This is a genomic window from Escherichia sp. E4742, assembly GCF_005843885.1.
Taxonomy (GTDB): Bacteria; Pseudomonadota; Gammaproteobacteria; order Enterobacterales; family Enterobacteriaceae; genus Escherichia.
This window is the reverse complement of sequence record NZ_CP040443.1, coordinates 2,936,744-2,950,126: the sequence shown is the minus strand read 5'-3', so window position 1 is coordinate 2,950,126 and position 13,383 is coordinate 2,936,744. Positions and strand designations below refer to the sequence as shown.

At 52.9% G+C, this 13,383-nt stretch carries 14 protein-coding genes and 3 tRNA genes; 7 read left to right on the top strand and 10 right to left on the bottom strand.

From position 1 onward, the window contains the following. Positions 1-61 precede the first annotated feature (61 nt). Entirely contained in the window at positions 62-841 is a 780-nt protein-coding gene (deoC, locus tag FEM44_RS14410) for a deoxyribose-phosphate aldolase (protein ID WP_001295412.1), read from the bottom strand. Positions 842-1,098: 257 nt separating this feature from the next. Here deoC and FEM44_RS14405 point away from each other — a divergent pair, with 257 nt between their 5' ends. After that, a complete protein-coding gene (locus FEM44_RS14405) occupies positions 1,099-2,649 on the top strand; it encodes a YjjI family glycine radical enzyme (RefSeq protein WP_135523728.1) in 1,551 nt (516 codons plus the stop codon). Continuing rightward, entirely contained in the window at positions 2,621-3,484 is an 864-nt protein-coding gene (locus FEM44_RS14400; protein ID WP_135523727.1) for a YjjW family glycine radical enzyme activase, read from the top strand. Before FEM44_RS14405 ends, FEM44_RS14400 begins: the two co-directional genes overlap by 29 nt. 113 nt (positions 3,485-3,597) lie before the next feature. Here FEM44_RS14400 and FEM44_RS14395 read toward each other — a convergent pair whose 3' ends face one another. The 8 genes from FEM44_RS14395 to holD form a co-directional block, all read right to left on the bottom strand. After that, on the bottom strand, positions 3,598-4,380 hold the full coding sequence (locus FEM44_RS14395) for a metal-dependent hydrolase (RefSeq protein ID WP_135523726.1): 783 nt from the start codon (positions 4,378-4,380) through the stop codon (positions 3,598-3,600). After that, positions 4,377-5,450 (bottom strand): patatin-like phospholipase family protein, encoded by a 1,074-nt coding sequence (locus tag FEM44_RS14390; protein WP_130221689.1) that lies wholly within the window; start codon positions 5,448-5,450, stop codon positions 4,377-4,379. Before FEM44_RS14390 ends, FEM44_RS14395 begins: the two co-directional genes overlap by 4 nt. Positions 5,451-5,571: 121 nt before the next feature. After that, positions 5,572-5,733 (bottom strand): DUF1328 domain-containing protein, encoded by a 162-nt coding sequence (locus FEM44_RS14385; RefSeq protein ID WP_000490275.1) that lies wholly within the window; start codon positions 5,731-5,733, stop codon positions 5,572-5,574. Between the two features lie 126 nt (positions 5,734-5,859). Then, on the bottom strand, positions 5,860-6,465 hold the full coding sequence (osmY, locus tag FEM44_RS14380; protein WP_001295748.1) for a molecular chaperone OsmY: 606 nt from the start codon (positions 6,463-6,465) through the stop codon (positions 5,860-5,862). A gap of 401 nt (positions 6,466-6,866) precedes the next feature. After that, entirely contained in the window at positions 6,867-8,456 is a 1,590-nt protein-coding gene (gene prfC / locus FEM44_RS14375; protein ID WP_130204770.1) for a peptide chain release factor 3, read from the bottom strand. Positions 8,457-8,546: 90 nt separating this feature from the next. Then, positions 8,547-9,224 carry a pyrimidine 5'-nucleotidase gene (gene yjjG, locus FEM44_RS14370; protein WP_000870705.1) on the bottom strand — a complete coding sequence of 226 codons (678 nt, stop codon included), beginning with the start codon at positions 9,222-9,224 and terminating at the stop codon, positions 8,547-8,549. A gap of 14 nt (positions 9,225-9,238) precedes the next feature. Beyond that, positions 9,239-9,685 carry a ribosomal protein S18-alanine N-acetyltransferase gene (gene rimI, locus FEM44_RS14365; RefSeq protein ID WP_001092450.1) on the bottom strand — a complete coding sequence of 149 codons (447 nt, stop codon included), beginning with the start codon at positions 9,683-9,685 and terminating at the stop codon, positions 9,239-9,241. After that, the gene (gene holD / locus FEM44_RS14360; RefSeq protein WP_130204768.1) at positions 9,654-10,067 is read right to left on the bottom strand and encodes a DNA polymerase III subunit psi; all 414 of its coding nucleotides are present in this window, start codon (positions 10,065-10,067) and stop codon (positions 9,654-9,656) included. Before holD ends, rimI begins: the two co-directional genes overlap by 32 nt. A 102-nt stretch (positions 10,068-10,169) precedes the next feature. Here holD and rsmC point away from each other — a divergent pair, with 102 nt between their 5' ends. The 4 genes from rsmC (at position 10,170) to FEM44_RS14340 (ending at position 12,153) form a co-directional block, all read left to right on the top strand. Beyond that, complete coding sequence (gene rsmC / locus FEM44_RS14355) at positions 10,170-11,201, top strand: 16S rRNA (guanine(1207)-N(2))-methyltransferase RsmC (RefSeq protein ID WP_135523725.1); 1,032 nt, start codon at positions 10,170-10,172, stop codon at positions 11,199-11,201. A 629-nt stretch (positions 11,202-11,830) separates the two neighbouring features. Further along, positions 11,831-11,917 (top strand) — tRNA-Leu (locus FEM44_RS14350). A 28-nt stretch (positions 11,918-11,945) separates the two neighbouring features. Next, positions 11,946-12,032: transfer RNA gene (locus FEM44_RS14345), tRNA-Leu, on the top strand. Positions 12,033-12,066: 34 nt separating this feature from the next. Further along, positions 12,067-12,153 (top strand) — tRNA-Leu (locus FEM44_RS14340). Between the two features lie 27 nt (positions 12,154-12,180). Here FEM44_RS14340 and FEM44_RS14335 read toward each other — a convergent pair. Beyond that, entirely contained in the window at positions 12,181-12,417 is a 237-nt protein-coding gene (locus tag FEM44_RS14335; protein WP_135523724.1) for a DUF1435 domain-containing protein, read from the bottom strand. Positions 12,418-12,557: 140 nt separating this feature from the next. Here FEM44_RS14335 and fhuF point away from each other — a divergent pair, with 140 nt between their 5' ends. Next, the gene (fhuF, locus tag FEM44_RS14330; RefSeq protein WP_135523723.1) at positions 12,558-13,346 is read left to right on the top strand and encodes a siderophore-iron reductase FhuF; all 789 of its coding nucleotides are present in this window, start codon (positions 12,558-12,560) and stop codon (positions 13,344-13,346) included. The last annotated feature ends 37 nt before the right edge of the window (positions 13,347-13,383 follow it).

The window sequence follows — 13,383 nt, the reverse complement described above, 5'->3', positions numbered from 1 at the left end:
TCAGGCCTACAGGGGCACTCGACCCGTAGCATCCGGCATCCACCCTCTGGCACAAGGCAGCTTAGTAGCTGCTGGCGCTTTTACCGTCGCCGTGGCCCAGAGCTTTCAGCAGGCTTGCCAGCAGGCTGGAAGCGCCAAAGCGATAGTGACGCGCATCTGCCCAGTCAGCACCGAACAGTTCATCTGCGATGGCGAGATATTTCTGCGCATCTTCCGCAGTACGCACGCCGCCCGCCGGTTTGAAACCAACGGTTTTCTCTACGCCCATGTCGCGGATCACTTCCATCATGATGCGTGCGCTTTCTGGCGTCGCATTCACCGCGACTTTACCAGTAGAGGTTTTGATGAAGTCGGCACCCGCTTTGATGGAGATTTCAGACGCTTTACGGATCAGGGCTTCGTCTTTCAGTTCACCGGTTTCGATGATCACTTTCAGCAACACGTTCGCCGCTGCACAAGCCTCTTTACAGGCTTTCACCAGGTCAAAACCAACTTGCTCGTTACCCGCCATCAGCGCGCGGTACGGGAATACCACGTCAACTTCATCGGCACCGTAGGCGATTGCCGCACGGGTTTCTGCCAGCGCGATTTCAATGTCATCGTTACCGTGTGGGAAGTTAGTTACCGTAGCAATACGGATTTCCGGGGTGCCCTGCTCTTTCAGCGTCTTGCGAGCAATCGGGATAAAGCGAGGATAGATACAGATAGCGGCGGTATTGCCGACCGGAGTTTTGGCCTGATGACACAGGGCGATCACTTTCTCGTCGGTGTCGTCGTCATTCAGGGTGGTCAGGTCCATCAATTTCAGTGCACGCAGGCTGCTTGCTTTCAAATCAGTCATTTCATTCTCCTGGCTTGTCGCCAATAAAATTCACCTTGCGAGTTTGTTAGTATTCTAACATCGACTCCGCAACACACTTCGATATACATCACAATTAAGAAAATCTACTTACAAATTTGCATTACGGTAATGCGATCTGGTTCAAATAATTCACTTTCAAATGAATGCACCGATGGTGACAAACGCATCAGGATCAAAGTGAACATCACGAAACTTCTTACAATGGCGCATCACCTTCGGCATAAAAGGAAAAGAAGATGCCCACTTCTCATGAAATTGCACTGCAACAACGTTGCCAGCAAATTGTCACCAGTCCGGTACTTAGCCCCGAGCAGAAGCGTCATTTTCTGGCGCTGGAAGCAGAAAACAATCTGCCTTACCCGGCGCTGCCTGCCGAAGCCCGCCGCGCGCTGGATGAAGGCGTAATCTGCGATATGTTTGAAGGTCATGCTCCGTACAAACCGCGCTATGTCTTACCCGATTACGCCCGTTTTCTGGCGAACGGTTCTGAATGGCTGGAGCTGGAAGGCGCGAAAGATCTTGATGATGCGCTCTCCCTGCTGACCATTCTTTATCACCATGTCCCGTCAGTCACATCGATGCCGGTATACCTGGGGCAACTGGATGCGTTGTTGCAACCGTATGTTAGAATTCTAACACAAGACGAAATCGATATTCGAATAAAACGTTTCTGGCGTTATCTCGACAGAACCCTGCCAGACGCTTTTATGCATGCCAATATCGGCCCATCTGATTCCCCCATCACCCGTGCAATTTTGCGTGCAGATGTAGAGCTGAAGCAGGTTTCACCGAACCTGACCTTTATCTACGATCCTGAAATCACCCCTGATGACCTGCTGCTGGAAGTGGCGAAGAATATCTGTGAATGTAGCAAACCGCACATCGCCAACGGTCCGGTGCATGATAAAATTTTCACAAAAGGGGGCTACGGGATTGTGAGCTGCTACAACTCACTGCCGCTGGCGGGTGGTGGCAGCACGCTGGTGCGCCTTAACCTGAAAGCCATTGCCGAGCGCAGTGAATCGCTGGAAGACTTCTTTACGCGCACTCTACCGCACTACTGCCAGCAGCAGATCGCCATCATCGATGCGCGGTGTGAATTCCTCTATCAACAATCACACTTCTTTGAGAATAGCTTCCTGGTAAAAGAAGGGTTGATTGATCCTGAACGTTTTGTGCCGATGTTTGGCATGTACGGGCTGGCGGAAGCGGTTAACTTGCTGTGCGAGAAAGAAGGGATTGCCGCGCGCTACGGTAAAGAAGCTGCCGCAAATGAAGTGGGTTATCGCATCAGCGCGCAACTGGCGGAGTTTGTCGCCAATACTCCCGTGAAATATGGCTGGCAAAAACGCGCCATGTTACACGCACAGTCGGGGATCAGTTCCGATATCGGCACCACGCCGGGGGCGCGCTTGCCGTATGGCGATGAACCCGATCCAATCACCCATCTGCAAACTGTCGCCCCGCATCATGCTTATTATTATTCCGGCATCAGCGACATTCTGACGCTCGACGAAACCATCAAACGTAATCCGCAGGCGCTGGTACAGCTTTGCCTCGGTGCCTTTAAAGCCGGAATGCGTGAATTTACCGCCAACGTCAGCGGTAACGATCTGGTTCGCGTTACCGGTTATATGGTGCGTTTGTCGGATCTGGAAAAATATCGCGCTGAAGGTTCACGTACCAACACCACCTGGCTGGGCGAAGAAGCTGCACGTAACACTCGTATTCTGGAACGCCAACCGCGCGTGATAAGCCATGAACAGCAGATGCGCTTTAGTCAGTAAGATTATCCCCTTCTCCTGCGTTGACGGGCCAGGCAGTCGTCTGGCTCTGTTTTTGCAGGGCTGCAATCTGCGCTGCAAAAACTGTCACAATCCGTGGACGATGGGGCGCTGCAATGATTGCGGGGAGTGTGTACCACAGTGTCCGCATCAGGCGTTGCAGATTGTTGACGGCAAAGTGGTGTGGAACGCTGTGGTTTGCGAGCAATGTGATACCTGTCTGAAGATGTGCCCGCAACATGCCACGCCAATGGCGCAATCCATGAGCGTGGACGAGGTGCTTAGCCATATCCGCAAAGCGGTGCTGTTTATCGAAGGGATAACGGTGAGCGGCGGTGAAGCCACGACCCAGCTGCCGTTTGTGGTGGCGCTGTTTACTGCCATCAAAAACGATCCGCAACTGCGCCACCTCACCTGTCTGGTGGACAGTAATGGCATGTTGAGTGAAACCGGCTGGGGAAAATTGCTTCCGGTGTGCGACGGCGCAATGCTCGATCTCAAAGCGTGGGGGAGCGCGTGCCATCAACAGCTAACCGGACGCGATAATCAGCAGATTAAGCGCAGCATTGGTCTGCTTGCCGATCGCGGCAAGCTGGCGGAACTGCGTTTGCTAGTAATCCCAGGCCAAGTGGATTATTTGCAACACATCGATGAGCTGGCGGCGTTTATCAAGGGACTTGGCGATGTTCCGGTACGCCTGAACGCGTTTCATGCCCACGGCGTGTATGGCGAGGCGCAAAGCTGGCCGAGCGCCACACCGGAAGACGTTGAGCCGTTGGCTGATGCGTTAAAGGTGCGCGGGGTGAGCCGGTTAATATTTCCGGCCCTGTATTTGTGACAGGCCGGTAGCACAGGCCTGTAGGCATGATAAGACGCGTCAAGCGTCGCATCAGGCATTGTGCACCAACTGCCGGATGCGGCGTGAACGCCTTATCCGGCACGAAAGACAAACTACCCACATACGTTAAACAACGTATACGTGTTATTAAGCAACACTTCGGCAATCTCATCCGCGGGTTCCGGGCGTAACTCGCAAAGCACGGCAAACACACGGGCAGCCTGCTCCGGGCGGTTAGGCTGCCCCTGAAAACCGTTGAGCGGCATATCCGGCGCGTCGGTTTCCAGCAACAACGATGCCAGCGGTAATTTTGCGATGACATCGCGGGTTTTACTGGCGCGTGGATAGGTGATAGTACCGCCTACGCCAATTTTGTAGCCCAGCTGTACAAACCGTTCGGCCTGCTGCAAGCTGCCGGAAAAACCGTGAACCACGCCAGTGCACGGCAAATCGTGACGCTTAAGATGCATCGCCAGTTTGTCGTGCGTGCGCCGTGAATGCAGGATCACCGGCAGATCGTAGCGTTTCGCCAGTTTCAGTTGTTCGTCGAGCAACCACTGCTGCCTCTCAAATTGCGGATCGTCGCCAAAGAGATCCAGGCCTACCTCCCCCACCGCCACCACCTTCGCCGGACGCCTTTCCAGCGCCTGCTGTAACCGCTCCAGCGATGCATCGTTATGTTTTTCCAACCTACCAGGATGCAAGCCCAATGCGGCATACAGCGGTTGATAATTTTCCGCTAATGCCAACACACGGGTAAAATTTGCCGCCTCGGTTGCCGGAACAATGATCTTGCCTACACCCGCTTGTGCCGCGCGTTGCAGGCTGGACTCTTCATCGCCACAAAACGGCGGAAAATCAAAATGGCAGTGGGTATCGATAAAACGGCAAATCAAGCCAGATCCTCATTGTTAAATGTCGGGTCGTTCGCCTGCGGAGCGTCGCTCACTTCGGCAACCAGCGTATCGTTGGCGACTGGCGCAGGCGGAATGACTATCGATTCCGGCGTCACCACTGGCACCAAATGGCGGGTAAGCGGCGCTTTTTCAGTTAATAGCTTGCCAACCGTGGCGAGGAAATAACGACCGCATAAACGCCCAAGTTTATAGTCTTCACGCAGCGCCGGAATCCGACTGCCAAGCGCGATACTATGTAATGGCTTCGGCGGATAAATTTCGAATATCCGCAGCTTCCCCGGTGGTTTCTCAATAAATTGCTGAATGTCACGATAGCTGGTTTCATGATGCTGCACCAGATTGACCAGCGGCTGCAGGCTACTGTCACCCAGCCAGCGTTCCATGCGTTTGAACCACTGCGGCGTGTAGTACATTTGTGACGGCACGGTGCGGATGACGACCAACGTTTTTGCTCCCTGCCTTGCCGCCTCTTTAACCGGAATCGCATCACTGATCCCACCATCCAGGTAGTTAATGCCTTCCAGCGACACTCCGCTACGATAAAAACCAGGTATCGCACTGGAAGCGCGAATCACATCCAGCCAGTTTTGTTTGGTCGGTAAAAAGTAGTTCGGCGCGTAGTCATCCTGACGACAGGCACACATATAAAACGATTTACCGCTCTCAAACAGCCGCGCGGCGGTGTCCATTTGCAATGGCATCTGGCTTGCGGTGGCCTCCACCAGCCAGTCGAGATCGATAAGATTTCCTCCACGGACAAAGCGCACTGGATCGAAAAATTCGCGTTTTGTGGTATAGCGCATGATGACTTTGCGCGCGTAACCGGGCTGATTGCAGATATATGCCGAAAGGTTCTGCGCCCCGGCAGATGTGCCGAGATAAAGATCGAAAGGATTAAACTGCGCGCGCATAAACTCATCCAGCACGCCAGCCGTGAAAATTCCACGCTGCCCGCCGCCTTCGCACACCAGCGCAATTCGTCCAGGCTGGAACGGCCTTAGCGACAACGGCGCAATATTACCAAGCGTTACAGGTATTCGCTGCCCCACCTCTGCCTTCCTGTTTTTGTTGTGAAAGAATGACAAAGTAACGCAATTTATTATTCGCTAAAACCGCAAAAGCCAGTCCGCTGGACTGGCTTTGTATAAAATTTTCTTAATCGTCTGAAATCTAGGGTCGTTTTCGGCCCATAAACAAACTCACCAGGAACAGAATAATCCCGACGACAAAGACAATTTTAGCTGCGCCTGCAGCGGTACCGGCCAGACCACCAAACCCAAGTGCGGCGGCGATTAACGCGATAACCAGAAATATGATGCCCCAACGAAACATAAGCGTCTCCTTTACCATAGTTAATGTCACCGCTTGATATGAGCGTGAAAATCACTCAATGCGATATTTTTAGTGTGGTGCACATCGCGCCTCCCGACAAAGTTCGGGAGAACGAATTACGACGAATTACTTAGTTTTCAGATCATTTTTAACGCTTTTCACACCATCTACCGCTTTGGCGATACTTTCAGCACGGTCGCTTTGTGCCTGGGAATCGACGGTACCGGAGAGCTGAACCACGCCGTCGGTGGTTTCAACTTTCACATGACGGGAAGGGACAATGTCATCCGCCAGCAGTTTGGCTTTGATTTCACTGGTGGTGGCGGTGTCACCCGCATAGCCCTTCACAGAGCCTTCTTTAGCGTCACGAACGTGCAGTTTGTCGCTGACAGAGGTCACGCCTTCAACGCCTTTCGCCACTTTCACAGCCTCTTCAGCCTGGGCCTGGCTTTCAACGAAACCGCTCAGGGTCACAACTTTTTGATCGGTTTTGACAGAGATATCAGTGCTCTTGATGTTGTCATGATCCACCAGGGCCGCCTTCACTTTCGCGGTGATGGCGCTGTCATCCATGAAATTACCGACTTTATTCATAGAGCTATCGACTTTTTGCCCTGCGCTTTCATTGGTAGTCTGCGCGTTGTTTTCCGCGTAGGCAGAGCCGGTCGCGACGGCAGAGGTCAACATTACAGCCAGCAGAGTTTTCGAAATCTTCAGTCTTGTCATAGTCATCGATTTATTCCTGTATGTTTGCTCGTAATTTGAGCCTGGCAACACGAGGTTGCATTGCTGAAAGGGAGAGACTTCACCCTGTACAGAAGTCAATGGTCGCCATCACAAAAGCGATGAGTGATGAATAACGACCATTACAGCCTCTGAATCAGTTATTAATATCAATCGGATGACAGTTAACGGTTTTAAATACTGATATCTACGTATTGATCGGTATTTAAAGCCGTCACAAATGTCATCACTTTGTTAAATATAGATCACAATTTTGAAACCGCTCGCCGTATCGACTAAAAAACGCGCAAACATAAGCAAAAGCGAATGTTTTAAGAACATTCCGCAAGCGGCTAATAAGGAAGGGAAATTGACAGGGCGCGGCGGTTACCGCGCCCTGGAGGCAAGAATTAATGCTCGCGGGTCTGGTGGAACTGAACGTCCGGGTAACGCTCCTGCGCCAGGCGCAGGTTGACCATGCTGGTGGCGATGTAAGCGAGATTGTCGCCGCCATCCAGCGCCAGTTGGCTTTCGTTCTTACGCTTGAACTCTTCGAATTTCTTCGCGTCCGCGCATTCTACCCAGCGGGCGGTGGCGACGTTGACTGACTCATACACCGCTTCGACGTTGTATTCGCTCTTCAGGCGCGATACCACCACATCAAACTGCAGCACACCAACCGCACCAACGATCAGATCGTTGTTGGAGATCGGACGGAACACCTGTACCGCGCCCTCTTCGGAAAGCTGTACCAGCCCTTTGAGCAGCTGTTTTTGCTTCAGCGGATCTTTCAGGCGGATGCGACGGAACAGTTCTGGTGCGAAGTTCGGAATACCGGTGAACTTCATCATCTCACCCTGGGTAAAGGTGTCGCCGATCTGAATAGTGCCGTGGTTGTGCAGACCAAGGATGTCGCCCGGATACGCTTCTTCAACGTGCGAACGGTCGCCCGCCATAAAGGTCAGCGCGTCGGAGATCACCACATCTTTCGCAGTGCGCACCTGGCGCAGCTTCATGCCTTTTTCATATTTACCGGACACCACACGCATAAACGCCACGCGGTCACGGTGTTTCGGGTCCATGTTGGCCTGAATTTTAAATACGAAGCCGGTAAATTTATCTTCGCTCGCTTCTACGGTACGGGTATCGGTCTGACGCGGCATCGGCGCAGGCGCCCACTCCACCAGGCCATCCAGCATATGATCGACGCCGAAGTTACCCAGCGCAGTACCGAAGAATACCGGGGTAATTTCGCCTGCAAGGAACAGCTCTTTGTCGAACTCGTTAGACGCGCCTTTCACCAGTTCCAGTTCGTCACGCAGCTGCTGTGCCAGATCTTCACCGACAGCAGCATCGAGATCCGGGTTATTCAGCCCTTTAACAATGCGGACTTCCTGAATGGTGTGACCTTTACCGCTCTGATAGAGATAGGTTTCATCTTTATAAAGATGGTAAACACCTTTAAACAGCTTGCCGCAGCCAATCGGCCAGGTGATCGGCGCACAGCCGATTTTCAGCTCGTTCTCAACTTCATCGAGCAGTTCCATCGGGTCGCGGATATCACGGTCAAGTTTGTTCATGAAGGTGAGGATCGGCGTGTCGCGCAGACGGGTAACTTCCATCAGCTTGCGGGTACGATCTTCAACACCTTTTGCGGCGTCGATAACCATCAGGCAGCAGTCCACCGCCGTCAGGGTACGATAAGTATCTTCCGAGAAGTCTTCGTGCCCCGGGGTGTCGAGCAGGTTAACCAGGCAGTCCTTATAAGGGAACTGCATCACAGATGTGGTAATGGAGATCCCACGCTGCTTTTCCATCTCCATCCAGTCCGACTTAGCGTGCTGGTTGGAACCACGGCCTTTTACTGTACCGGCGGTCTGAATAGCCTGTCCGAACAGCAGCACCTTCTCGGTGATGGTGGTTTTACCGGCGTCCGGGTGAGAAATAATGGCAAAAGTGCGGCGCTTCGCCACCTCTTGCAAATAAGGAGACAACGTCATAATTCTTTCTTCTTGAGTAAGCGGCATCGCGCCGCGCTTGTTGAAAACGAAAAATTGCGGCTATTTTACCCATCAACGGGGGGGAGGCAATCAGTGTTTACACAGGAGCTGCTCCAGTTCGTGCAACGAAGAGACGGTCCAGGTGGGCGCGATACCTTCTGGTTGCTCGCGATTGTGTGCATTCAGCCAGCAGGTCGCAAGCCCGGCGTTGATGCCACCGAGAATATCGGACTCGGCAGTGTCGCCAACCATCAGCACGCGTGAACGGTCAGGATTGCCCGCCTGTTCCAGCGCATAATCGAAAATTTTCTTATTCGGTTTGGCAACACCAACTTCTTCGGAAATCACCAGCAAATCGAAGTAATCACGCAGGCCCGTGCGTTCCAGACGCACTTGCTGCAAGGCGCTAAAACCGTTGGTGATGATGCCGATTTTGGCATTGCCGCGAATGGCGTTAAGTAAAGAAACTGCGCCCGGCAGCGGTGTACAGATTTCCGCCATCGCATTAATAAAGGCATCGTTGAGTTTACCCGGCTCGACGTTCAGCCGTTCGGCCCAGCTCTCAAAACGCCCGTGCTGAAGCTGTAATGAAGTGATCGCGCCGTTTTGATAATCCACCCACAGTGGCTTGTTAACGGCCTGATAGTCCTGAAAATCTTCAGCGGTAAAGGTGACGCTGTAATCAAGAAACATCCGCTGCAGGCCGGTGAACGAGTCAAAAGTAAACAGCGTTTCATCGGCATCAAAGAAAATCCAGTCCCACTTCATTATTCCACCTTGTCTTACATACTGATTGGCAACGCCATGATGATGGCGTCTTCGCGACCGTCCGTGGTGGGGTAGTAATTGCGGCGAATCGTCGCCTCGTTAAAGCCTAAACTTTCGTACAGGGCAATGGCGGCGGCGTTAGAGGCGCGGACTTCCAGCCATAGCGTCGCCACGCCGCGTTTTTCCAGTTCGTCGATCAGATGTTCCAGCAGCGCCCTTCCCAGTCCCTGACGCTGATAGTCGGGATCGACCGCAATATTGAACAATGTAGCTTCATCCAGCACCACTTGCGTAATCGCAAACGCCGCCATTTTGCCGTTTTGCGTTAACTGAAAGTTGAGATAACGCTCGCCCTGATTGCTGGCAAACGTTTTTTCACTCCACGGAAAGGCGTGGGCGCGTTGTTCAATGTGGAAAGCCGCTGGTAAATCAGTCGTTTCGAGGGAAGAAATCGTGTTCATATGTGCAAATTTGTTGCCATAACGCGGCGCGTGCCGTTGGGTTTGCCCGTAATTCGGTGAGCGCCGGTGATGCCACCTGAGCGCCTTCCAGTGATAGCGGTTCGTCAGTACCCAACCGCCAGCTGTTGCAGCGACTGCCTTGCGGCAGCATCGCGATCCTATCTGGCGTCAGTTGCAGCACTTGATCGGGGCTGACGGTTAATGCACGCAGAACATCGCTCACCAGTGGATCGGTCAGGGCGGGAAGATCGTTTGCCACCATCACCAGACGGACGTGTGCCGGGATCGCAATGGCAATCTCCCCCTGCAACGCGCCAGGGCGACGCAGCGACCACTGGGTAATGCCCAGCTGCTGTAACTGCCAGTCTCGTCGGGATGTCATAGCGAATCGCTCCTGTTGTCAGGAGCGCAAATATAGCAAATTCGTCGATACCGCGCCAACATATGGCTATAATCGCCGCCAGTATCAATTGAGGAGCATTCCATGTCTGCATTTACCCCGGCAAGTGAAGTCTTGCTGCGCCACAGTGATGATTTCGAACAAAGCCGTATTCTGTTTGCCGGTGACTTACAGGATGACCTGCCCGCGCGTTTAGATACCGCGGCCAGCCGTGCTCATACCCAGCAATTCCACCACTGGCAGGTGTTAAGCCGCCAGATGGGGGATAACGCCCGTTTTAGTCTGGTCGCCACGGCGGATGACGTCGCAGATTGCGATACGCTGATTTACTACTGGCCGAAGAATAAACCAGAAGCCCAGTTCCAGTTGATGAATTTACTTTCTCTGCTGCCGCTGGGGACGGATATTTTTGTCGTTGGTGAAAACCGCAGCGGCGTACGCAGCGCCGAGCAGATGCTGGCCGATTATGCGCCGTTGAATAAGGTAGACAGCGCCCGTCGCTGCGGCCTCTATTTTGGTCGTCTGGAAAAGCAGCCGGTGTTTGATGCGGATAAATTCTGGGGCGAATATAACGTGGATGGCCTGACGGTCAAAACGCTGCCGGGCGTGTTTAGCCGCGACGGTCTGGATGTCGGCAGCCAGTTGCTGCTCTCGACGTTAACCCCGCACACGAAAGGTAAAGTGCTGGATGTCGGCTGCGGTGCAGGTGTGCTTTCAGTTGCGTTTGCGCGCCACTCGCCGAAGATTCGTCTCACTCTGTGCGATGTCTCTGCCCCGGCGGTAGAAGCCAGCCGTGCAACACTTGCGGCCAATGGTGTTGAAGGTGAAGTCTTTGCCAGCAACGTCTTTTCCGAGGTGAAAGGTCGTTTTGATATGATCATCTCCAACCCGCCGTTCCACGATGGGATGCAAACCAGCCTGGATGCGGCGCAAACGCTGATTCGCGGCGCGGTGCGTCATCTTAACAGCGGCGGCGAGCTGCGAATTGTAGCGAACGCCTTCCTGCCTTATCCGGATGTGCTGGATGAGACATTTGGCTTCCATGAAGTTATCGCGCAAACCGGACGCTTCAAGGTGTATCGCGCCATTATGACCCGCCAGGCGAAGAAAGGTTAAGTATCTGGCACCTGTCGCCGCATGCCGTGTTGGATGCGGCGTGAACGCCTTATCCAACCTACAAAACCTGTACGTTACCCGTAGGCCAGATAAGACGCGTCAGCGTCGCATCTGGCATCTGCACCCGCATACCGTGTTGGATGCGGCGTGAACGCCTTATCCGACCTACAAAACCTGTACGTTACCCGTAGGCCAGATAAGACGCGTCAGCGTCGCATCTGGCATCTGTACCCGCATGCCGTGCTGGATGCGGCGTGAACGCCTTATCTGACCTACAAGACCTGTATTACCCGTAGGCCAGATAAGACGCGTCAGCGTCGCATCTGGCATCTGTACCCGCATGCCGTGTTGGATGCGGCGTAAACGCCTTATTCGACCTACAAAACCTGCACGTTAGCCCTTCGTAGGCCAGATAAGACGCGTCAGCGTCGCATCTGGCATCTGTACCCGCATGCCGTGCTGGATGCGGCGTGAACGCCTTATCCGACCGACAAACGAATTATCCACAATCCACTGATGGCCATTTTTCCAGCAATTACACATCAGGCGATAATTAACTATTGACGAAAAGCTGAAAACCACTAGAATGCGCCTCCGTGGTAGCAATTCTTTTTAAGAATTGATGGTATGCGAAGGTGGCGGAATTGGTAGACGCGCTAGCTTCAGGTGTTAGTGTCCTTTCGGACGTGGGGGTTCAAGTCCCCCCCCTCGCACCAAAAACCACGTTGATATTGCTCGCACTGGGCGAAGGTGGCGGAATTGGTAGACGCGCTAGCTTCAGGTGTTAGTGTCCTTACGGACGTGGGGGTTCAAGTCCCCCCCCTCGCACCAAACGAGGCGATATCAAAAAAAGTAAGATGACTGTGCGAAGGTGGCGGAATTGGTAGACGCGCTAGCTTCAGGTGTTAGTGTCCTTACGGACGTGGGGGTTCAAGTCCCCCCCCTCGCACCAATTATCTTTACTTCCTTCCCTGTTTTATCATCCCTGATTCCCGTTCATTATCATCAACATGACGCCAGAAATAAGCGCCAGGCACGATGGTAGTAAAACGTAATGCCGTAACTGTTTGTGATATAGCATCAGCGGCGTCAACACTAATCCCATCAGAATAACAATCCGCCACTGATCCGGCGATAAATCCGCATACGTCATCCCTGCAATCAGCAATCCTGGCAGCAACACTCCCCAGCCACTGCCCAGCATACGTTGCAACATGGTTTGATCTCTTTCATTGATAATGATAACCAATATCATATGATAATTTTTATCATTTGCAAGCCAGAGAAATCCCTTGCTATCGGGTAAACCTATCGCTAGGATTAGCAATCATTATCATTTAGATTACTATCACGATTATGGCCTATCGTTCCGCACCGCTCTATGAAGATGTTATCTGGCGAACGCATCTCAAGCCGCAAGATCCCACGCTTGCACAAGCGGTACGTGCGACGATCGCCGAAAATCGTGAACATTTGCTGGAGTTTATCCGTCTGGATGAACCCGCCCCGCTTAGTGCCATGACGCTGGCGCAATGGTCCTCTCCCAATACGCTAAGTTCTCTACTGGCGGTCTATTCCGATCATATCTACCGCAATCAACCAATGATGATCCGCGAGAACAAACCGCTGATCTCACTGTGGGCGCAATGGTATATCGGCCTGATGGTGCCGCCATTAATGCTGGCGCTGTTAACCCAGGAAAAAGCGTTAGATCTCTGTCCGGAACATTTCCACGTTGAGTTTCACGAAACCGGACGCGCCGCCTGTTTCTGGGTCGATGTGTGTGAAGATAAAAACGCAACAACGCATTCTCCACAACAGCGAATGGAAACGTTAATCAGCCAGGCGCTTGTCCCGGTAGTGCAGGCATTAGAAGCGACAGGTGAAATTAACGGCAAACTTATCTGGAGTAATACCGGTTATTTGATTAACTGGTATCTGACCGAGATGAAGCAGTTGCCTGGCGAGGCGTTAGTTGAATCGCTCCGCCATGCTCTGTTTTTTGAGAAAACGCTCTCCAGCGGCGAAGATAATCCATTGTGGCGCACAGTCGTGCTGCGCGACGGCCTGCTGGTGCGCCGCACCTGTTGCCAGCGTTATCGCTTACCGGATGTGCAACAGTGTGGGGATTGCACGCTGAAATAAGCACACTGCCGGGAGGATAAACCCGGCATTAAGTAGA